Origin of the sequence: Paenibacillus pinistramenti, from assembly GCF_005869875.1 — a bacterium.
GTDB lineage: Bacteria > Bacillota > Bacilli > Paenibacillales > Paenibacillaceae > Fontibacillus > Fontibacillus pinistramenti.
The window spans coordinates 1-21,553 of sequence record NZ_VAWG01000025.1; the positions used below are offsets into that span (position 1 = coordinate 1).

At 52.9% G+C, this 21,553-nt stretch carries 18 protein-coding genes, 1 rRNA gene and 1 other RNA gene; 2 read left to right on the forward strand and 18 right to left on the reverse strand.

What is annotated here, in order from left to right; all coding sequences use genetic code 11:
- From FCN15_RS17970 to rpoE, 15 genes are all read right to left on the reverse strand, one after another.
- Positions 1 to 354: ribosomal RNA gene (locus FCN15_RS17970) — 16S ribosomal RNA — on the reverse strand; the annotation flags it as partial.
- Positions 355 to 611: 257 nt separating this feature from the next.
- Positions 612 to 875, reverse strand: coding sequence for a pro-sigmaK processing inhibitor BofA family protein (locus tag FCN15_RS17975; RefSeq protein WP_138496351.1), 264 nt, complete (start codon positions 873 to 875; stop codon positions 612 to 614).
- Positions 872 to 1,180, reverse strand: a complete 309-nt coding sequence (locus FCN15_RS17980) for a DUF2508 family protein (RefSeq protein WP_138496352.1) — start codon at positions 1,178 to 1,180, stop codon at positions 872 to 874. The genes FCN15_RS17975 and FCN15_RS17980 overlap by 4 nt, the downstream gene beginning before the upstream one ends.
- 223 nt (positions 1,181 to 1,403) lie before the next feature.
- Positions 1,404 to 2,003, reverse strand: a complete 600-nt coding sequence (gene recR / locus FCN15_RS17985) for a recombination mediator RecR (RefSeq protein ID WP_138496402.1) — start codon at positions 2,001 to 2,003, stop codon at positions 1,404 to 1,406.
- 133 nt (positions 2,004 to 2,136) lie between these two features.
- Positions 2,137 to 2,448 carry a YbaB/EbfC family nucleoid-associated protein gene (locus FCN15_RS17990; protein WP_138496353.1) on the reverse strand — a complete coding sequence of 104 codons (312 nt, stop codon included), beginning with the start codon at positions 2,446 to 2,448 and terminating at the stop codon, positions 2,137 to 2,139.
- A gap of 60 nt (positions 2,449 to 2,508) precedes the next feature.
- The gene (gene dnaX, locus FCN15_RS17995; protein ID WP_138496354.1) at positions 2,509 to 4,293 is read right to left on the reverse strand and encodes a DNA polymerase III subunit gamma/tau; all 1,785 of its coding nucleotides are present in this window, start codon (positions 4,291 to 4,293) and stop codon (positions 2,509 to 2,511) included.
- A 318-nt stretch (positions 4,294 to 4,611) separates the two neighbouring features.
- Positions 4,612 to 4,879: signal recognition particle sRNA large type (ffs, locus tag FCN15_RS18000), an RNA gene on the reverse strand.
- Positions 4,880 to 5,008: 129 nt separating this feature from the next.
- Entirely contained in the window at positions 5,009 to 5,206 is a 198-nt protein-coding gene (rpmE, locus tag FCN15_RS18005; protein ID WP_138496355.1) for a 50S ribosomal protein L31, read from the reverse strand.
- Between the two features lie 119 nt (positions 5,207 to 5,325).
- On the reverse strand, positions 5,326 to 6,603 hold the full coding sequence (locus FCN15_RS18010; RefSeq protein ID WP_138496356.1) for a radical SAM family protein: 1,278 nt from the start codon (positions 6,601 to 6,603) through the stop codon (positions 5,326 to 5,328).
- A 61-nt stretch (positions 6,604 to 6,664) separates the two neighbouring features.
- Positions 6,665 to 8,023: a transcription termination factor Rho gene (gene rho / locus FCN15_RS18015; protein ID WP_138496357.1), complete on the reverse strand. Its 1,359-nt coding sequence runs from the start codon at positions 8,021 to 8,023 to the stop codon at positions 6,665 to 6,667.
- Positions 8,024 to 8,215: 192 nt separating this feature from the next.
- Complete coding sequence (locus tag FCN15_RS18020) at positions 8,216 to 9,469, reverse strand: UDP-N-acetylglucosamine 1-carboxyvinyltransferase (RefSeq protein WP_138496358.1); 1,254 nt, start codon at positions 9,467 to 9,469, stop codon at positions 8,216 to 8,218.
- A 181-nt stretch (positions 9,470 to 9,650) separates the two neighbouring features.
- Positions 9,651 to 10,505, reverse strand: coding sequence for a class II fructose-1,6-bisphosphate aldolase (gene fba / locus FCN15_RS18025; RefSeq protein WP_138496359.1), 855 nt, complete (start codon positions 10,503 to 10,505; stop codon positions 9,651 to 9,653).
- 193 nt (positions 10,506 to 10,698) lie between these two features.
- Positions 10,699 to 11,076: a response regulator gene (locus FCN15_RS18030; protein WP_138496404.1), complete on the reverse strand. Its 378-nt coding sequence runs from the start codon at positions 11,074 to 11,076 to the stop codon at positions 10,699 to 10,701.
- Positions 11,077 to 11,323: 247 nt separating this feature from the next.
- A complete protein-coding gene (locus FCN15_RS18035; RefSeq protein WP_138496360.1) occupies positions 11,324 to 12,931 on the reverse strand; it encodes a CTP synthase in 1,608 nt (535 codons plus the stop codon).
- 441 nt (positions 12,932 to 13,372) lie between these two features.
- A complete protein-coding gene (rpoE, locus tag FCN15_RS18040) occupies positions 13,373 to 13,936 on the reverse strand; it encodes a DNA-directed RNA polymerase subunit delta (RefSeq protein ID WP_138496361.1) in 564 nt (187 codons plus the stop codon).
- A 466-nt stretch (positions 13,937 to 14,402) separates the two neighbouring features.
- Between rpoE and FCN15_RS18045 the strand changes: the two genes are divergently transcribed.
- Positions 14,403 to 15,572, forward strand: coding sequence for a S8 family peptidase (locus FCN15_RS18045; RefSeq protein WP_138496362.1), 1,170 nt, complete (start codon positions 14,403 to 14,405; stop codon positions 15,570 to 15,572).
- Between the two features lie 141 nt (positions 15,573 to 15,713).
- Here FCN15_RS18045 and argS read toward each other — a convergent pair whose 3' ends face one another.
- The 3 genes from argS to FCN15_RS18060 form a co-directional block, all read right to left on the reverse strand.
- Positions 15,714 to 17,396, reverse strand: coding sequence for an arginine--tRNA ligase (argS, locus tag FCN15_RS18050; protein ID WP_138496363.1), 1,683 nt, complete (start codon positions 17,394 to 17,396; stop codon positions 15,714 to 15,716).
- Between the two features lie 2 nt (positions 17,397 to 17,398).
- On the reverse strand, positions 17,399 to 17,818 hold the full coding sequence (locus tag FCN15_RS18055) for a YwiB family protein (RefSeq protein ID WP_138496365.1): 420 nt from the start codon (positions 17,816 to 17,818) through the stop codon (positions 17,399 to 17,401).
- Between the two features lie 241 nt (positions 17,819 to 18,059).
- The gene (locus FCN15_RS18060) at positions 18,060 to 19,280 is read right to left on the reverse strand and encodes a YCF48-related protein (RefSeq protein ID WP_138496367.1); all 1,221 of its coding nucleotides are present in this window, start codon (positions 19,278 to 19,280) and stop codon (positions 18,060 to 18,062) included.
- A 227-nt stretch (positions 19,281 to 19,507) separates the two neighbouring features.
- Between FCN15_RS18060 and FCN15_RS18065 the strand changes: the two genes are divergently transcribed.
- Positions 19,508 to 21,517 carry a transglycosylase domain-containing protein gene (locus tag FCN15_RS18065; RefSeq protein WP_238996744.1) on the forward strand — a complete coding sequence of 670 codons (2,010 nt, stop codon included), beginning with the start codon at positions 19,508 to 19,510 and terminating at the stop codon, positions 21,515 to 21,517.
- Positions 21,518 to 21,553 lie beyond the last annotated feature (36 nt).

Here is a 21,553-nt window from a genome sequence, read left to right on the forward strand (position 1 = left end):
TAGGAGTCTGGGCCGTGTCTCAGTCCCAGTGTGGCCGTTCACCCTCTCAGGTCGGCTACGCATCGTCGCCTAGGTGAGCCGTTACCTCACCTACTAGCTAATGCGCCGCAGGCCCATCTGCAAGTGACAGATTGCTCCGTCTTTCCCAAAGGAATCATGCGACTCCCTTGCGTATCCGGTATTAGCTACCGTTTCCGGTAGTTATCCCAGTCTTGCAGGCAGGTTGCCTACGTGTTACTCACCCGTCCGCCGCTAAGTTAATCGGGAGCAAGCTCCATCATAACTCCGCTCGACTTGCATGTATTAGGCACGCCGCCAGCGTTCGTCCTGAGCCAGGATCAAACTCTCCATAAAAGTAAAGTTTGTAGCTCATTTTGAATCTGACGAGTTGTTACTCGTTGTTTATTTCTCACTCGTTGTTCAGTTTTCAAAGATCAAACTTTTCGTTTGTCGCTGTCGTCTTTCTCAGCGGCGACTTTTATATATTATCACATCACCCAGTTAGCAGTCAAGCTCTTTTTTAAAAAACTTTTTACCGACTGTTTCGTCGATGGTTACTGCTTCAAGGGACGATGTATAATGTATCACATTTCTTCAGGGCTCGTCAACTGTTAAATCCAAGTTAGTTTTAATCCGATTAGCAGGCCGACACCAGGCAGTCCCAAAACGAGCACCGTTCCTATGGTGGCTGGATTAAGCGGTATATATACATCGGGCAGAACGCCTGCAAAATTAACGGCATATATGCCTACAGCGGCCAGTACAAAATGGAGGGCCAGCCGGGTAAGCCATGCAAAGCCAAGCTTTTTCGAAATCCAAATATAGAGCATCGCTGCTGCAGACAATACCAAGATTCCGGCGGCAATCAGTTTCATGATCCCAACCTCCTTACCGGCTGATTTCCCAAGCATGGGAGTTCAATGTGGTCCCCATAATTAAGCTTTAGTTTTTTTGCTTCTTTTAACTGAATTTGATAACGTCTCTCCGCTGCTTCCAGCGTGTAGATCGCCACGTCAACTTCATCTTTTCCAAGTGCGGATTGAAAAGCCAACTGAGCTCTTTGCCACTCCTTATGCGCCTTCAACACCTCATGATAAACTCTTTCTCTCTCCTGCTGCTCTTGCTCCAGCTTCTTCCGCCCAATTGTTCCGGGGAACAAAGAACTCCATCTCTTGCTCATGTTATCCTCCCTTTCCCGCATAGGTTTGGCTGAGAAAATTCCTCTGTTGTGTCCAGCCCATAATTCATAGATATCGTTAAAGGGACAAACTTAGAACGGACTTTTTTTCTGGGGGGCGGGGAATAACCTTTACGTCAGGGGTGTATTTGGGGAGGAGGTTCCAGTATCTTAGAGCATAAAAAAAGAAGCCTCCCGGCCTCTTATCTGCAAAAAAAGTATTTATTTAGTTCAGCTCTCTCCGGCCCTCAAGCGCTTTGGAGAGCGTAACCTCATCAGCATACTCCAAATCGCCGCCTACAGGCAGGCCATGGGCGATCCGGGTCACCTTGATCTCAAAAGGTCTTACTAGGCGGGAAATATACATGGCTGTAGCTTCCCCTTCAATGTTCGGATTCGTAGCCAAAATCAGTTCCTTCACGCGCTCATCGCTTAGACGGGTTAACAGTTCTTTTAATTTAATATCATCGGGACCTATCCCCTCCATCGGAGAGATAGCCCCCTGCAGGACATGGTAGTAGCCATCGAACTCTTTGGTCCGTTCCATTGCGACGAGATCCTTGGTCTCCTGGACCACACAGATCACAGAGGGATCACGGGTTTTGTCCTGGCAAATTTGGCAGGGATCCGTATCTGTAATATTGCCGCAAACGGAGCAGTAGTGCAGGTTGCGCTTGACACTGACCAAAGCTTTGGCAAAGTCGATGACATCATCCTCTTTCATACGCAGCACATGGAAGGCCAGGCGGGCCGCTGTCTTGGGACCAACGCCGGGTAAGCGGGTAAAGGCGTCAATGAGTTTGGCTATCGGTTCGGGATAGTACAAAGCGGCGTTCTCCTTCTCTTTATCAAATAGACCGGGCAGCTGCCCGAAAAATTCTGCCATTACGAATAAACTTCGGAAGCAGGGCTGCCTCCGAAGTTTCATGCTTTCTTTGGTAAGACTTCAGAATCTGAAATTAGAACAATCCAGGGATTTTCATGCCGCCGGTAAATTTGCCCATGTCCTGGTTAGCCAATTCTTCAGCTTTGACCAATGCATCATTTACAGCAGTCAGGACGAGGTCCTGCAGCATTTCTACATCTTCAGGGTCTACGGCTTCCGGCTTGATCGCGATGGACAGAATCTTCTTATGGCCGTTGGCTTCTACGGTTACAACACCGCCGCCGGAAGTTCCCTCAACGCGTTTATCAGCAAGCTCCTCCTGAGCTTTGAGCATTTGCTCCTGCATTTTCTTAACCTGTTTCATCATTTGATTCATATTATTCATGATCATTCATCTCCTTAGAAAAGTATATTTAAGTTGACCAGCTGGCTGAGCGTTCTTCCGTCAATCCTTAATGACTACAAGGTCTTCGCCAAACAGCTGAACAGCTTCATCCACCCACGGCTCCTTAGCGGCAGAGCCAGGCTCCTCACCCGGGTGGGAGAGCTCGAACGGTTCCTTATCCGGCTCTGCGCTACCTTGGGCAGCCGCATCATTCCAATCCTTCAGCATCATAGTTACCAGTCTGAACGGTTTGCCTAGCTGCTGCTCCAGAACCCGTTCAATCACCTGCTTGTTGGCAGGCTTCTCCGTAGTCTCACGATGGATATCATTCTTAAACGCAACGAGAACAGCATCCTCCCAGACGGAAACAGGTTCACCATTCATAAACCAGGCATGAATCGTGACTTTCTCTTCTTTGACACGCTGAAGAATAAGGTTCCATTTCTGCTGAACCGTCTTAAACTCCTCGCTCCCGCGGTTCGCAAGATAACGGTCCATATGGGAAGGAATCTTGGCTGCGCTTGAGATGCGCGGTGCTGGAGTCCGCGGACGGGCATTGTCAGTCTGTCCCCCGCCCCCGCTGACTGCACCGGATTTAAGCGCCTGCTCCAGCTTCTTCTCAAGCTCCTGAAGCTGCCTCCGGAGCAGATCCACCTGGCCGGCATCAGCCGCTCCCGAAGCAGAATTGCCAGACACAGGAGCGGCGCCCGCAGAAACAAATAGGGCTTCGCGTGAGACATCGCGCGCAGAGCTGCCGCCTTCCGCAATGCTGCACAATTTCAGCAGCGCAACCTCAAATATCATTTGAGGCTGGGACGCGTATTTCATTTCATTCTGATAATGATTCAGCGTGTCGATAAACTGAAACAGCTGGGCTTTAGTAAAAGACTCGGCAATTTCTGAAAATGCCGCTGGTTCCAATACCCGTTCGGTCAGCTTATCGGCCTTAGGCACCATTTTTATCATCAACAGATCCCTAAAGTAATACAGCAGGTTCTCCATGCATTTATCAGCGCTCTTGCCTTCCTGCATCATACGCTCGATAATCTGCAGCACCCCGCCGATATCCCCTTTAAGCAGGGTTCCGGCAAGCTCTGCAAACTGACTGGAGGCAATTCCCCCTGTCATCTCAAGCACCTGCTGGTAGGATACTTGTCCCTCTGAGAACGAAGCGATCTGATCGAGTATACTCAGCGCATCCCGCATACCCCCATCGGACAAACGGGCAATATAGTCGATCGCTTCATCCTCGGCTTCAATTCCCTCTTCACGGCAAATTTGCTGCAGTCTCTCGCTTTGCTCCTCAAGAGAAACACGGCGGAAGTCAAACCGCTGACAGCGTGAGATTACCGTTGCAGGCAGCCGGTGAGGCTCTGTTGTGGCCAGAATAAACATGACATGCGGAGGAGGTTCCTCCAGCGTCTTAAGCAGGGCATTAAACGCTTCCGTAGTCAGCATATGAACTTCATCAATTATATAAACCTTCTGCCGGACTTCAGTCGGAGCATATTTGACTTTATCCCTTAAATCCCGAATCTCCTCAACCCCGCGGTTGGATGCAGCGTCAATCTCCAGGACATCCATCACCGCACCAGCCGTTATACGGCGGCAGGCTTCGCAGTTATTGCAGGGTTCAGCAGCCGGGCCATGCTCACAGTTAACCGCTTTAGCCAATATTTTGGCCGCACTGGTCTTGCCGGTGCCTCTTGGGCCGCTAAACAGGTAAGCATGGGCTAGGCGGTCTTCGCGGATCGCATTTTGCAGCGTGCGAATAATATGCTGTTGTCCCACCATGTCCTGAAACGACTGCGGCCGCCAGGCGCGGTACAAGGCAACGTGCTCCACTTTATGCGGCACCTTCTTTCAAAACTTGGATAGTTGAGTTGCTGCACTTCGCACAGTACTGGGCACAGCGATTAGCAGCCCGGATCCTTCCACATGTAAATGGTCAATCGAAGCCGAGACTGCTTTCTTTATTATACTATACTAGGGACTACCAGAAAAACACAAAATGACCCGTATCAGAAAACTCCGCCACCTGATCTTTGGGTCATCCTTATCCGTAATGGAATCTTCATGGATATAAAAAATGCACCTCCCCGCTGTCCGCAGGAGATGCATTTACTTTACTTGAGAATTATTAAAAGCTGGTTGAAAGTTAAACCGTGCACCTGTTATTGATCATTGCGATCCAAGCGGCACCCTGCCGGTACAACTCGGGCTAGGCTGCCCTCCGGCACAGGAGTGGGACTGCTTATGGCTGCTTCCTTCCGGACCTGACCAGGTTCACAGTTACTCATTGCGGAGGACCCAACCGTCAACATTGACCGACAGGACCAGACCTTACATCGACAAGACCTCTAACAGGAATTCAACCTCGCTATAGCGGATTGCGAGTTACAGGGCACCGCTGCCTCCCCATCTAGCACGGTGAAAATAAGTATATCTCATGCCAGTCCAAATTGCAACCGACCCAGCAGGTCCTTATTCTGCCAGCCCTTCCTCCGGCAGGTAATGCATAAAAAAGCCTGCTCCAAAAGAGCAGGCAGATCTTGATGACTTAAACGCCGTATTTCTTCTTGAATTTCTCCACGCGTCCGCCGGCATCCATAAACTTCTGTCTGCCTGTGTAAAACGGATGGCATGCCGAGCAGATTTCTACCCGCAGATCCTGTTTTACTGAACCCGTGTCAAATTGGTTCCCGCATGCGCAGGTTACCAGGGTCATGTTGTACTTCGGCTGAATAGCTGAATTCATGACTTTCACCTCTTTCCGCCCTGAGCCTCATGCGTGCCCAGAGTTATATTGGACAATCAGCCAGAATTATAGCATACACCGAAGAAAACCGACAATCCCCGTGTTTGTCATCGCGCAAATTATAAAAGCGTCGGCTTCCGTTTCGCACGGGTCAGTTCAGCTGGAGGTACATGGGTATAGGAGCCGATTACCACATCCGGGAGCTCTTCCTGGAAGATCTCAATAGCCTGCTTCATTCCCAGAATATCGCCTTTGGCTTTCGGGATAAGCCCCAGATAGCTCTCTGGATCAATATTCAGGTTGCGCAGCTGAATCAGCTTCAGCTTCGTCCGGCGTGCAAACTCGATCATGGCTTCTACTTCTTCCTCCCGGTCCGTAACACCAGGGAAAATGAGGTAGTTAATGGAGGTATACACTCCTTGCGACTCTGCGTATTTGAGCGATTTCTCCACGTTAGCCAGCGTATAACCGCGAGGTTTATAGTAGGCGTTATAGTGGTCATCAAGCGCACTAATGGTGCTGACACGCATCAAATCAAGACCTGCATCCACAATGCCTCGGATATGGTCGCTTAAGCCTGCATTGGTGTTGATGTTGATGTAACCCATATCCGTGCGCTCCCGAACCTGGCGGATCGCATCAATAATCAGCTTAGCCTGGGTAGAGGGCTCGCCTTCACAGCCTTGTCCGAAGCTGATAATGGATTCCGGTGTCTTCAGATGCTCCAGCATCACTTCCACTATTTCCTCCGTCCGCGGGCGGAAATTCATCCGCGTCTGCGGGGAAACAAAGCCGCTGTCGTCCGGCTGCTCAGAAATACAGCCGAAACAGCCCGCATTACACGAATAGGATACCGGCACTGCGCCTTCCCAGCGGTTAAGGAAGGTGTTGGACGCCGTCAAACATTCATAGCCCAAAGCACAGTTGGATAAATGCTCATAAAGACGGTTCTCCGGATATTCGGCTCTCAGGCGCTTGACGCTGCCCTTGAGCTCAAGAGGATCGCAGTTAAGCGGATTCCATTTCTCCGGATCATCGCTGAGTCTTGCGGTTACGTAGAATTGGCCGTCCTTCCAGACGACAGCCGAGTAACCGAACAGCGGCAGTTTATACTCCTTGTCCGTTTTGACGTAACCCGGCAGGCAAAGACGGGTGAAGCCCTGCGGCAGCAAAGCGCCGACAGCCTGGAGATTGCCAGGCAGCGGCTTCATTTCGCCCGTATCCGGATCCATGCCGACCGGGCGGGTGCTTGGCAGCCCGACGAGCGTAGCCCCATCCGGAAGAGGAATGAGCTCATCCTCCATAATTTCAACGATCATATCCCCGCTTCTGGCCAAGCCGTAAAGCGTATCGTGATCAAAGACGTTCCCTTGTTCATCTGCATATACTAAATACATATTGTATTGTTCTCCTTATAAAAGGGCGGCCCGGCGGGTATTCAGCCGGGCCGTCCATGGTTTATACGCCCGACGGCGCGGATGAGCCTGAAGACGTCGAAGAGGCAGCCGTGCGAGTCCGGCGCGGTGTTTGAGCCGGCGAGCCGGATGGCTTGGCCGCACCGCCGCTTTCGGCCGGCGGTGCATCAAACGACGCAATGAATTCGGCGTTTGTCTTGGAATTGCGCAGCTTTCTCAAGAATCCTTCGACGAAGTCGTAGGATTCGTTCATATTTTTACGGACATTCCACAGCGTGTCGAGTTCTTCCTTGGTAAGAAGAGCCTCCTCGCGGCGAGTGCCGGAGCGGCGGATATCGATCGCAGGGAAGATGCGGCGTTCAGCCAGCTTGCGGTCTAAATGCAGCTCCATGTTGCCTGTACCTTTAAATTCTTCATAAATAATATCATCCATACGCGAACCTGTATCCACGAGCGCAGTTGCTAAAATGGTCAAGCTGCCGCCTTCCTCCACATTCCGGGCAGAGCCGAAGAAGCGCTTGGGACGGTGGAAGGAGGCCGGATCAATACCGCCGCTCAGCGTTCTGCCGGACGGAGGCACAACGAGGTTGTAAGCCCGTGCAAGACGCGTGATGCTGTCCATCAGAATAACAACGTCTTTCTTATGCTCCACCAGACGCAGCGCGCGCTGCAGAACCAATTCAGCAACCTTGATATGATTCTCCGGGAGCTCATCAAACGTAGAGGCCACCACTTCGCCCTGCACCGATCTCTGCATATCCGTTACTTCCTCCGGACGTTCATCAATAAGCAGGACAAAGAGGGAGATATCCGGGCGGTTCGCAGAGATGCTATTGGCGATTTCCTTCAGCAGCATTGTCTTACCGGCTTTAGGCGGAGCCACAATCAGCCCCCGCTGCCCGAGTCCAACCGGAGCCAGCACGTCCATAATCCGCGTGGAAAGGTGATTAGGCGCATTCTCCAGCACCAGCTTCTCTTGAGGATATAACGGGGTTAATGCCGGAAAATGAAGGCGTTCGGAGGCCATCTCCGGATTCTCTCCATTTACGGCGTTTACCTGCAGCAGACCAAAATACCGTTCATTCTCTTTCGGAGCCCGGCACTTACCGGAAACGAGATCACCTGTGCGAAGATCAAATCTGCGGATTTGGGATGCGGAAATATAGATATCCTCGGGGCTCGGCAAATAGTTGATGGGTCTTAGAAAGCCATAACCCTCGGGCAAAATTTCAAGCACGCCTTCCATAAACATAAGGCCGCTTTGTTCGGCTTGAGCGCGCAAAATGGCAAAGATCAGTTCTTTCTTCTTAAGCTGCCCATAGTAAGGAATCTGGTACTGTTTAGCCAGCTTGTAGAGATCTGTAAGCTTCTTCTCTTCCAGATCGGCAATTTGAAGATCCATTGTGTAAAACCACCTATTCAATTATAAGTATCTATCGATTTTGAGGTTATAAGATTGGGAGACTAGCAGAGGATACTATAGTTATACCCGCTGCAGAGAGGAGTTATGCCGCTTTTGTAAAAATAACGGGGAAAAGCGTGAGGCGCATGGAAATGGGGCTCCTCCTGCTCCACGCGCCCTGTATCTGCTTCGTTAATCGTTCTGCCGCCAAACATCTGCGCCCAAGGCACGGAGATTAGTCACAAGATGATCGTACCCCCGGTCGATATACTCGACACCCGTCACTTCTGTAATGCCCTCGGGTACGGTTAGTCCGGCAATGACAAGCGCTGCGCCGGCACGCAAATCCGAAGCGGATACCTTGGCAGCATTCAAAGGCCCGCCTTCGATGACGGCTGATCTGCCCTCTACCCGGATTTTGGCTCCCATGCGGCTAAGCTCCGGCACATGCTTAAACCGGTTGCTGTACACAAAGTCGCTGAGCACACTGACTCCTTCGGTCTGGGTCAGCAGGCTGGTCATCGGTGACTGCAGGTCTGTCGGAAATCCCGGATAAACCAGCGCTTTGACATCAACATGGGAATAGGACGGAGCGCCGATAACCCGAATAGATTCATCAAGCTCCTCCACCTTGACTCCCATTTCAATCAGCTTGGCAGTTAAGGCTTCAAGATGTTTGGGAATGACGTTATCAATCAGAACATCCCCGCGCGTTGCAGCAGCCGCGATCATGTACGTGCCTGCTTGAATACGGTCAGGGATAATCGAATGCCTGCAGCCGTGCATTTCTTTCACGCCTTCAATCCGGATCGTCTCCGTTCCGGCGCCTTTGATGCTCGCTCCCATTGAGTTCAGCAGGGTGGCTACATCAATAATCTCCGGCTCTTTAGCTGCATTCTCAATAACGGTAGAGCCTTCCGCGCGTGCAGCTGCAAGCATAATGTTAATCGTTGCTCCTACACTGCTGACATCCAGGTAAATCCGGGCTCCCCGCAGCCGTTTGGCATGCAGATGGATGGAGCCGTGCTCGTTCGTAACAGTGGCGCCCAGTGCTTCAAACCCTTTGATATGCTGGTCAATCGGACGGGGTTCAAAATTACAGCCCCCCGGAAGCCCGATAACCGCTTCTCCAAAACGGCCTAAGAGCGCACCCATCATATAATAAGAGGCTCTTAGCTTCTTAACCGGGCCGTTAGGCATCGGGATGGATTTGACCTGGCTCGGGTCGATTCTGATCTGGTTCTCTGACCATTCAACCGTTGCGCCGAGTTCTTCTAATATATGCGTATAAACCGCAACATCACTGAGCTGCGGCAAATTATCCAAAATCACTTCAGATTCTGCCAGTATGGCTGCTGGAAGCAGTGCGATCGCACTGTTCTTGGCCCCGCTGATTTGTACTGTCCCACGCAGTGGCCGGCCGCCGGCAATCATCAACTTTTCCATAATGGTTACAAGTCCCCCTGATAGCTAAAAAGGTTCTGTCATACCTCACCATAATACCACTTAAACACAGAAAAGGGAAAGACACCGCCTGAAAAGCGGTGTTTTCCCCCGAACTTCCAACAATTAAACCTTCAAACATGCGAAAGCCGTCCCCGGAGGAACGGCTCGGCTTGTGCAGTCTTTACGCTTTGTTGTTTGTTCCGAATTCACGGATCTTGCCGACTACAGTTGCCTTGATGGCGTCGCGGCCTGGAACCATGTATTTACGAGGATCGTAGGCTTTAGGATTAGCATCCAGAACTTCGCGAACTTTAGCAGTGAAGTTGATTTGATTCTCTGTGTTCACGTTGATCTTGGAAGTACCCAATGAGATCGCCTTCTGAATGTCGTGTGTAGGAATACCTGTTCCTCCGTGCAGAACAAGAGGAATTCTTACTGCATCGCGGATTTCTTCCATTTCTTTGAAGCCGAGGTTTGGTTCGCCATGGTAAGGACCATGTACAGAGCCGAGTGCAGGAGCCAAAGTGTCGATGCCTGTTTCTTTAACGATACGAACACATTCGTTCAGGTCTGCATATTGAATGCCGCCGATTACGTCGTCTTCCTGACCGCCTACAGTTCCTACTTCCGCTTCTACGGAAACGCCTTTAGCGCGTGCATATTCAACGACTTTCTTAGTCATTTCAATGTTCTCGTCGATTGGATGGTGAGATCCGTCGATCATAACCGAAGTAAAGCCAGCGTCGATCGCTTCTTTACATTTTTCAAAGCTGGAGCCATGGTCAAGATGAATCGCAACAGGAACAGTAAGCTTCATGTCTTCGATCAAGCCTTCAACCATTTTTACAACGGTTTTGAAACCGCTCATATGACGTGCAGCGCCTTCGGAAACACCCAGAATAACTGGAGCCTGCTCTTCTTGTGCTGCAGCGAGGATCCCTTGTGTCCACTCAAGGTTGTTGATGTTGTATTGACCAACAGCGTATTTCCCTTCAAGTGCCTTGTTCAACATTTCAGTCATGGATACTAATGGCATGGTCCATCCTCCTAATAAAGATAAGTTTTTATGTTTTAAGCCGACATTCACACCTACATATTATACCACAATTTGTGTGAAATATTAAACAAGCTTTTGCTTTCTTTTACACGGATTGTGATATTTCTATGGATATTTTCGTGAAAATTTTCATACTTCCAAGAAAGAAGAACCCCTTGCCCAGGGGTCCTGTTTACTTGACCGCATTGCCTTTCAGCTGGGTATTCACAGCGATCCGCATTTCGTCGATATCAAACGGCTTCGTAAAATGCATTAAAGCGCCAAGCTCCTCCGCCTGCTTAATCATATCCAGTTCACCATAAGCCGTCATCATGATGACCTTGATCTCCGGGTTAACCGCTTTGATATGCTTAAGAATTTCCAGCCCATCCATGCCCGGAATCTTCATATCCAGAAGAACCAAATCAGGTGATTCTTTCTGAACGATCTCCAGCGCAATTTTGCCGTTCGCAGCCTGGAAAGTTTTGTAGCCTTCGCTTCCGAACACTTCCATTAACAAGATACGAATTCCGTTCTGATCATCGACAATCAATACTTTCTTCTGTTCCATCAGAATCCCCCCAAGAATCGGCACATCCGCTCTGCAAAAAGCCATGCCCTCGAAAATCCTATACCGCCACTCTTCAACACGTTCTTCAATACGTTATCAAAAACTGCTATATAAGGAATATTCGCTTTCCCTTTTCCAAATCCTTCTGAACCAAGAAAAAGAAGCCAGGGGAGGTTCAAATCCGGAATACGCCAGCAGACTGAAAGGTCGTGACGATAAGGAGATAAGGCCGTTCTATTGAAAAAGCTTAAGCCTGCTCGCCGTAATTAAGCGAAGCTTTCACAAATTCACGGAACAGCGGCTGCGGACGGTTCGGACGGGAAGTAAACTCCGGATGGAACTGAACCGCAAGGAACCAAGGGTGATTCGGCAGTTCCACGATTTCAACCAGACGCCCATCCGGCGATGTACCGGAAATACGCAAGCCTGCGCGTTCGATCTCCTCGCGGTAGCTGTTGTTAAACTCGTACCGGTGGCGGTGCCGTTCATACACCAGTTCATCGTTGTAGCATTCCATGGCCAGCGAGCCCGGAACCAGCTTGCATGGATACAGGCCGAGACGCATGGTACCGCCCAGGTCCTCAATATCCTTCTGCTCAGGCAGCAGGTCGATGACCGGGAATTCTGTCTGCGGATTGATCTCCGAACTGTTCGCACCGTTCATGCCGGCCAGCGCCCGCGCATACTCGATAACAGCCACCTGCATCCCGAGGCAGATCCCGAAGAAAGGAATATTCCGTTCGCGCGCATAGCGGATAGTAGTGATTTTGCCCTCGATGCCGCGGTCTCCGAAACCGCCTGGAACCAGGATACCGCTGATTCCGCCGAGCATCTCCTCGACATTCTCTTCCGTTACCTCTTCCGCGTTCACCCAGCGGATCTTGACGTCTGCGTTCGCATCAAATCCGGCATGGGACAAGGATTCTACGACGCTAAGGTAAGCATCATGCAGCGCCACATATTTACCGACGATTGCAATTTCAACCGTTCTCTCCAGACGGCTGATCCGGCTGACAAGATTCTCCCATTCGGTCATGTCCGGAGCTGGAGTCGTTAATTTCAAATGATTGACAACGATCTCGTCCAAGCCTTCATCGCGGAGATTAAGCGGCACTTCATAAAGCGTGCTCGCGTCACGGCACTCAACAACCGCGTTCGCATCGATATCACAGAACAGCGCAATCTTGGCTTTCATGTCTGCAGAGAGCTCATGTTCCGTACGGCATACAATGACGTTCGGCTGGATGCCGATGCTGCGCAGCTCTTTTACACTATGCTGGGTCGGCTTTGTCTTCACTTCACCGGCTGCTTTAATGTAAGGAATCAGCGTAACGTGGATATACATGACATTATCGCGGCCGATATCGCTCTTGATCTGGCGGATCGCTTCAAGGAACGGCAGGCTCTCGATGTCGCCTACTGTACCGCCGATTTCCGTAATGACCACATCAGAGCCGGCTTCGCGGCCCGCGCGGAAGACACGTTCCTTGATCTCATTCGTAATGTGGGGGATAACCTGCACAGTACCGCCCAAATACTCGCCGCGGCGTTCCTTGCTGATTACGGAAGAGTATACTTTACCCGTTGTGACGTTGCTGTTCTTGGACAGATTGATGTCAATAAACCGTTCATAGTGTCCAAGGTCGAGGTCCGTTTCAGCTCCGTCATCGGTAACAAACACTTCACCGTGCTGATAAGGACTCATCGTTCCAGGGTCAACGTTAATATAGGGGTCGAATTTCTGGATCGTTACTTTTAAACCTCTGTTCTTGAGCAGTCTGCCGAGTGATGCCGCCGTAATCCCTTTGCCCAGGGACGACACGACACCTCCTGTTACGAAGATATATTTTGCCACTGTTGAAAAACCTCCTAAATAAACATAGTGCCGGGCAGCGGCACTTGGTATTGATCATTTCCAAATCCAGAAACTCATCCGACTAGGCTTTAGCGTAACCCATTTCACAGCTAATCACGCGTAATCCATCCCAAAAGTAACGAGGAGCTCCAAAGCCTAAACCGAGTACGCTTGGGGGAGTTCCGCATGAAAAAACCTTAAAAAAACACAAAAAAAGCGCCACCCGAAATGGTCGGGGCACTTTCCAAACTTAACTTATTTATAGATCCGATTCATAAGCCCAAGCAATAGTTTAACTGCTCCTATACTGCGTTGTCAAGCAACCTGGAGGGAATCTTCAAGACTAATATAAGAGCTGGAACCGAATGCTTCAGCTGCCTTTATTTATGGAAAAAGAGAGCGGCAGCCCCGGTATAAAGGGGAATCTGCCGCACAAATCCATCAGTCTTTAAAGTCTTCTTCCTCTTCGCTCTCCAGATCGTCCTCTTCCTCAGACTCTTCATCCAAGTCCTCTTCTTCCAGATCCTCATCATCCAGCAGAGACTCGTCTTCCACTTCGGCATCCTCGTCTTCATCCGCAAAGAGGGCGTCCTCGTCCTCTTCTTCTGCCGCATCGTAGTCTTCCTCGTCCGCGGAGTAGGATTCTTCTTCCTCGTCCGTGTAATCCTCATCGTCCAAATCATCATCTTCATCATTAATGATACGGGGCCGTGAAGCGTTGGCAATCGGATCTTCAGACTTCTCAATCGGGTACCAGCGCTTAAGTCCCCAAAGGTTCGTTCCTACACAGGCAAAACGACCATCAATGTTAATCTCCGTATATAGCTGTGCAATGGCATCCTGAAGCTGCTCCTCAGTCATCCCGCGGAGCTTCGCCACTTCATTCATCAAATCACGGTAGTAATAAGGCGTATTGGCTGCTTTCAAAATCATGAATGCTAGATCGACCATCGGAGTCTCTTGAACCTTCTCCGGATCAATCTTCAAATTGAGCGGTGTACTCACTAACGGACACTTCCTCTCAGGCAATGTTAACGGTTGCGTGTCCATACCTGACGGCATGTGCGCAAATATGGACATCCTCTAATTTAACCTAACGAACTCATATCACACAATAGTAAAACCTATTTGAAAGGAAAAAGCAAGTCTTATCAGGGCTTCCGGCTTATATAAACAGCAAGAAGCGGAGCGCCAACAAACGCCCCGCTTCTGCTGACTGTATCCTGTTCGGATCATGGCGGAATCCTCCGCGAGCTCCGGGATTTTTGCAAGGAAGCCGACCCCTGCAGCCTCCTCCTTCCATCGTATGTATGCATTTGCAGAATGACACGGTCAGCGGGCCTGTAACTGTGAAAAAAGCCGGTGTAGCCGATAAAGGCCTATTTCGCTTCACCCGGGCATGTTCCCCATTCAGCGCACCAGACCTCTTCATAAAATACTCCAACACGCTTTGGTCAGGGGGCTGCTTTGCATGAATATACCGGAATTGCTCCGCTTTCTGAGCGAACGAATAGCTCCTTCAAATGAGGAGGGGTACCGCTATATTTTCTCCTTCCGCAATCCGTCTCATTATCAGGAGATCCTTCACGAACTGCAGCTGAAAGTACCCGGGCTCGACCCGTTTCTTCGCCAGCAGCTTCATCCCTCTGCTCTGATGCAGGGCCTCGCCTGCAGCCTGCTGTCCGCCGATCTTCCCCTCCGTTTCCGGCGCATGATCCGGGTGGAGGAGGACGCGCAGGTACGTGTTCACGGACTCCCCGTCCATGAGAAGCAGATCAACCCCGGCATTCCCTGGGGCGTAAGGCGAATACGTGCCCCGGAGGCCTGGGCCCATACGACAGGTCTGCATGTCCGGATCGGCGTAGTCGATACCGGTGTTGATTTTAACCACCCCGATCTCAAGTACTGTCTCGCCCGAGGCGTCAATCTGCTGAGCCGTTACCAGTGGCCGTATGACGACAATGGCCATGGCACCCATATTGCCGGGACCATTGCTGCTGCCGGCGGCTCGGAGGGCATAACGGGAGTTGCTCCCCGCGCGATGCTCTACCCGGTGAAGGCCTTCGACAATAACGGTGCTGCTTATGTCTCTGATATTATCCGCGGAATTGACTGGTGCGTGCAGAACGGCATGCAGATCATCAACATGAGCTTTGGCATGAAGAAGAAAAGCAGTTCCATGGAAGAAGTGGTGGACCGTGCCACCCAGGCAGGCGTCGTGATCGTCGCCTCGGCCGGCAACGATAAGAAGAAGCGCAGCATTGATTATCCCGCCAAGCTGCCGCAAACCATCTCGGTTGGCGCAACCAACCGGGAACGCCGGACTGCGGCCTTCAGCAATGTGGGGCCCTACATTGATATTTATGCGCCCGGCGATCAGATCCGCTCCTCCTGGCTGGGCGGCAAGCACCGCAGAATGAACGGGACATCGATGGCCACCTCCCATGTCAGCGGCGCCATCGCCCTGCTTCTTGCCAAGCGCCCCGGCCTCACACCGGCCGAAATCAAAGCGCTGATCCGCGGCACCGCCCGTCCTTTATCCCTGCTTGAGGATAAGAAGAAGCTGCATGCCGGCGAGCTGGATGCTTATCGGCTTATCAGAAGGCAGACAAATGCGGGCGTCTCCAGGAAAAAGAGTTAGCGGGCACGTTTATTCTTGCCCGCCCGCAGCGCCTGCAGCAGGCCTGCAGCAGGCCCGTTCAGGCGGAAAAAGCCCTGGCCGCGCCTCCTTGATGGAGGGCGGCCAGGGCTTGCTGCGCTTTATAAGCACGCCGACGCGGGATTACATCCGCTCAGGCGCTTCCACGCCAATGAGCTTGAGCACATTGGCGATTGTGATCCGCACCGCGCCGAGCAGCGCGAGGCGGGCAGCGGTCTGCTCCGCGTCCTCGGTGATGACGCGCTCCGCTCTGTAGTAGCTGTGCAGCTGTGCTGCCAGCTCATATACATAACGCACGATGCGGTGCGGTGCGTAGCCGTTGGCTGCTGCCGCGATTTCCTCCGGCAGCTCGCCGATCTTGCGGAGCAGGTCGTACTCGTGCTCCGCCGTGAGCTTGTGGAACGGCACGCTGTCCGGTGCCGGGACCGCGATGCCCTGCTCTTCCGCCTGGCGGAAGATGCTGCAGATCCGTGCATGTGCATACTGCACGTAGTAAACCGGATTCTCATTAGAAGTCGAAATGGCAAGGTCCATATCGAAATCCAGATGAGAATCCATGCTGCGCATGGTGAAGAAGTAGCGGATCGCGTCCACGCCGACTTCATCCATCAGGTCCACCATGGTAACGGCTTTGCCGGTACGCTTGGACATTTTTACCTTCTCGCCGTCCTGGAACAGGCTGACCATCTGGGCAATCAGCACAGTCAGCTTGTCCGGGTCATTGCCAAGCGCCTCCATAGCCGCCTTAAGGCGCGGAATATAGCCGTGGTGGTCGGCGCCGAAGATGTTGAACATCCGGTCAAAGCCGCGGTTGTATTTGTTGCGGTGGTAAGCCACGTCCGGTGTCATGTAGGTGTAGGTGCCGTCATTTTTCACAAGAACGCGGTCTTTATCATCGCCATAGTCCGTCGTGCGAAGCCAAGTCGCGCCGTCCAGCTCATAGGTTTGGCCTTTGGCACGAAGCTCCTCGAGGGAGGCCTCCACCTGTCCGTTCTCATATAAAGAGCTTTCGCTGAACCAAACGTCAAAGCCCACCCGGAAGCGTCCGAGGTCGCGTTTGATCTTGTCCAGCTCTTTCTCCAGGCCGAATTTGCGGAAGAACGCGGCGCGTTCGCCAGGCTCATAGGAGAGAAGCGAATCGCCCTTCTCGGCCACGAGCTCTTTCGCAAAGCCTTTAATATCTTCGCCATGGTAGCCGTCTTCCGGCATCTTGGCGTCCTGTCCCAGCTCCTGCAGGTAGCGGGCTTCAATCGACTTGCTCAGGTTAACGATCTGGTTGCCCGCATCGTTGATGTAATATTCGCGGGTCACGTTATAGCCGGCAAAATCAAGCACGTTGCACAGAGCATCGCCGACGGCCGCGCCGCGGGCATGTCCCAAATGCAGGCTGCCTGTCGGGTTGGCGCTTACGAACTCAACCTGCACCTTCTGCCCGCCGCCGATTTGAATTCGGCCGTAGTTGTCGCCCTCGGCGTAAACCTGGGGGATGACCGGGTACAGATAGCTTTTGCCGATCGTAAAATTGATAAAGCCCGGGCCGGCAATTTCGGCCTTCTCAATGGACGCCTTGCTGTAATCCAGATGCTTCAGAATGTCCTCCGCGATCTGACGCGGGTTCTTCTTGGCAATCTTGGTCAGCTGCATGGCAGCGTTGGTCGCCAGGTCGCCGTGCGCCTTGTCCTTCGGCACCTCCAGCGTAATGGCAGGGATTTCTTCGGCAGAGGCCAGGCCGGCAGCCGTAATGGCTTCGACGATCGCATTTTTAACCGCCTGGTTGATCTGCTCTAATGGATTTTGAGTTGACATGTTCAAGCTTCCTCCTGTATTTGCAAACTAATGGTGAACCGGCCTGCCAGTTCCTCATAGACGTATAAATCATAAACCCAGCCCAAGGTGCCCTCCGCTCCGTTTAACCGGATTTCGACGGACTTCGTGTCCGTTGACAGGTTAAAGGTTGTGAACGGGGAGCGGTAGAAGCCGGGATGCCTCTGTCCCGCGCCAAAGGTCTGCTGCGACTGGATTTCTCCGTGGCGAAGCACTTTAATTTCGTTCCCGCTGATCCGCACGGTCGTCCGTGTCGAGCCGCCCTTCGGGCCAGGCTCCGGTTCTTCGTACCGGATATAAATACCGGAAGCGCCCTGGACCAGCTCGCCCCGCAGCTGCTGAACCGACGTATCCGTTCCGTCAAAGCTCTTGAGGGTAATGGCCACAGCCTGACTGTCTGGCATAGCTTTCATCCCCATTTCTGTTCTCTTTATCATACTCTATCATATAACCTTAACCAAAGTCTCCGTTCTAAGACGTACGGTCTGCGTCAAATATTGATTATACCTGATCCAAGTCCCATTCGTTAATTGAAAAATGGAAAAATCCGCTTCATCCTTCAAAAGCGGCTTCAAACCGAAAAAAACCCGCAAAACCGGCGGAGCTGCGCCTGGTTCTGCGGGAGGATTAAGCGCGGCCTTTAATTCAAGAATCGCTCTCCGGAAGCTGGAATTTCTGATTCCAGCTGGCTCCGCCGTCATGCGTCACGTACACGGCGCTGGAGGAGACACTGGTGACCGCGAGCCAGCCCGTCTTCTGCGACGGGAAGGAAATGCGGGCGTCATAGCCTTTAATGGAAGCTTTGGCATTCTCCCAGCTTTGTCCGGCATTATAGGAACGGCCTACCCCCACAGTGCCGCCCGCCGGTGAGCCGCCGGCCAGATAAGCAGTGCTGCTGCCAACCAGCTCCATATTGCCGGGGTGCCCGCCCGGGCTTGCCGGTCCCTTGGCTGCCAGCGCTTTGCCGCTGCCCGGAGCGGGGCCTCCGCCTGCGGTATCCTGGGCGATCACGCGCGTCCAGTCTGTTCCGCCGTCCCGGCTGGCATACAGGCTGTAGGAGATCTGGGACATGCCCGATTCCCCGTAGGCGAGCGCCCATACCTGGCCGCCGCTGCTGTATACCGCTCCTCCATGATTTGAAATGGATGGAATCGTAAGCACCCGGCTCCAGCTTGCTCCGCCGTTTGTGGTCTTCATCACCTTGTAGCCCCCGCCTGGGACAATGGTGAGCACATATCCCCTGCTGCCGGCCGCATCCTCAAAGGAACCTGCGCGCGTATTCGGCGGCGTGCTGATCTTCTTCCAGCTCTTGGCCTGGTCCGCCGATTTATAAACCGCGTTAGTTGTGAACCCAAATAAAGTGCCGTCCACATAGGAGATTTTAAGAAAGGACAGATTCCCTGCGCTGTCTATCCGCTTCCAATGGGAACCGCCGTCCGAGGTTGACAGCAGGTAGGACGGGCCGCTCTCCTGGGCCGCTGCCAGCGCCCAGCCTTTTACATTACCCGGAAACAGAATCTGCGAGAACTGCCAGGAGCCTTTATAGATGGCCTGCCAGCTGCATCCGCCGTCCGAGGTGCCGATCAGAAAGCCGTTCCCGGCCGCCCGGCCTGTCGTGTCACTGAGGAAATCAACGTCCGCAAAATGAAGCGGCGTCTCCCCCGCTCCCTTATGCTTGGCCTGCAGATCCTGCAGCAGCGCCTGATTGCCGCTTCCGCAAGCCGCACTTGCCGATGGCGAGGCCGAGGCGGCTTCTGCCGTGCCGGCAGTCCGGGTTCCCCCTGTCAGGGGCAGACACAGGGTCAGTACGAGAGCGGACGCCGAGACGATTTTTGCGAAACGAAAATGTGCTTTGCTCCAAGACATAGCGATACCTCCGGTTTCATTAGGTCTATTCTATTCATTAACCCTGCCAGCGGCAATGAATATCGTTTCTAATCTTTCCCAATACTAAAAAAGACAACCGCCGGGCACAACTCCCGGAGGCCAGCTCCTGCTGCCGCACAGTTTGCGCACAGTTCATCCGACAGGAGGTTATTTCTATGCAGCGATTATCAAGAAAAGCACGGCCGTCCGGGCCGGGACGACTAAAGATGCTGTTCAAGCTGGCGGCTGCCGCCGGCCTGCTCGGGGTCTCCGCCTTGTGCATTCTGCTCATTTATTTATATCAGTCTCCACTCCCGCCTATTGATTCCGACCAGAATTCGGTCATGCTGGATGCCAAAGGAGAAGCCGCAGCTGTATTCTCCACTGCCGACAAGAATCAGGCCCATGTCAAGCTGGAGCAGATCGCTCCCTCCCTGATCCAGGCGACGCTGGCGGTTGAGGACCGGCATTTCTACGAGCATATCGGGTTTGACTTTAAAGGAATGGCTCGGGCCCTGCTGGTTAATCTGGAGCATTTCGATAAAATCCAGGGCGCAAGCACGCTCACGCAGCAGCTCGCCCGAAATCTGTATTTAACCCATGAGCGGACCTGGACGCGCAAAGCCAAAGAGGCCTTGTACACCGCCCAGCTGGAGATGAAGTACAGCAAGAAAGAGATTTTGCAGATGTACCTGAACCAGATTTATTACGGCCACGGGGCCTACGGAATTGAAGCGGCGGCACAGACGTATTTCGGCAAATCCGCCAAGGAGCTGACCCTGGCTGAGAGCGCCATGCTGGCCGGGATTCCGAAAGGGCCCACCTATTATTCACCCTATAATCATATGAAAAATGCGAAGGACCGGCAGAAGACCGTCCTCGGCACCATGGTCGACACCGGCGTAATCACGCGGGCAGAAGCAGACAAAGCTTATGCCCAAATGCTGAGCTTTCAGCCCCCGGCTATGCGGAGAACCGATGACAAAGCGCCTTATTTCCGCGACTATGTCCGCAGCGTGCTGGTGGACAAGCTCGGCATCAGCGAGAATCTGCTGGAGCACGGCGGCCTGAAGGTCTATACCACCCTGGATACGGACGCCCAGTCCGCGGCGGAAGAGGCGGTTCAGTCCGTCATCGGCAGCGACGAGGAGCTGGAGACCGCCCTGGTCTCCATTGATCCCCGCAGCGGCTATGTGAAGGCCATGGTTGGGGGCACCAACTATATGAAGAGCCAGTATAACCATGTCTTTGCGACCACCCGCCAGCCGGGATCGTCCTTCAAGCCGATCATGTACCTGACCGCGCTTGCATCCAAGAAGCTTACCGCTGCCAGCCGGTTCAACAGTGAACCGACGCTGTTCCACTACGATGGCAACCGCAAGACCTACAGCCCCAAGAACTTCGGGGAAAAATACCTCGGCGAAATTGACATGAAGCGGGCTATCGCCGCCTCGGACAATATTTACGCCGTCAATACCATGCTGACTGTTGGAGAGGACAACGTCATTGAGATGGCCCGCAGGCTGGGCATTACCAGCAGGCTTCAGGCCGTCCCTTCCCTTGCGCTCGGCACCTCGCCGGTAAGCCCGTTTGAAATGGCTTCCGCCTTTGCCGTGATCAGCAGCCAGGGCCGCAGCGTGAATCCGATAGCCGTGCTCAAGGTGACAGATGCCTACGGCAATGTCCTCTATGAAGCGCCGCAGCAGCAGCCGGAGCAGGTGGTGGACCCCGCCGCCGCTTATGTGCTGACGCATATTATGGAAGGCGTCTTTGACACCGGCGGCACAGGCAGCCGAGTCTCGGCGCTCATGAAGCGCCCGGTCGCCGGCAAGACCGGCACCACCAGCACCGACGCCTGGCTGGTCGGCTTCACGCCGGAGCTGTCAACGGCCGTCTGGGTCGGCTACGACAAGGGCAAAACCCTGGATACGGCCGCCTCCCGCAAAGCTGCGCCGATCTTCGCCCGCTATACGGAGAAGGCGCTTGAGAAGGTACCGCCCAAAATGTTCCCGGTCCCGGAGGGCGTTGTCAGCGCGTATATCGATACCGCTACGGGCAAGCTCGCCGATGCCGGCTGCAGCGGCGGCAAGGAACTTGAGGTGTTCATAGCCGGAACAGAGCCTACCGAGACCTGCAGCGGGGCCCAGCCGCCGGCCAAGGCAGAAACCGCGCCGGAGCCGGCCAAAGAGCAGAAACGCTCCTGGTGGCAGGATCTGAAGCGGTGGTGGATGGATTAACTTGAACTAACAATAAAGGGAAGGCCAGCGTCATTT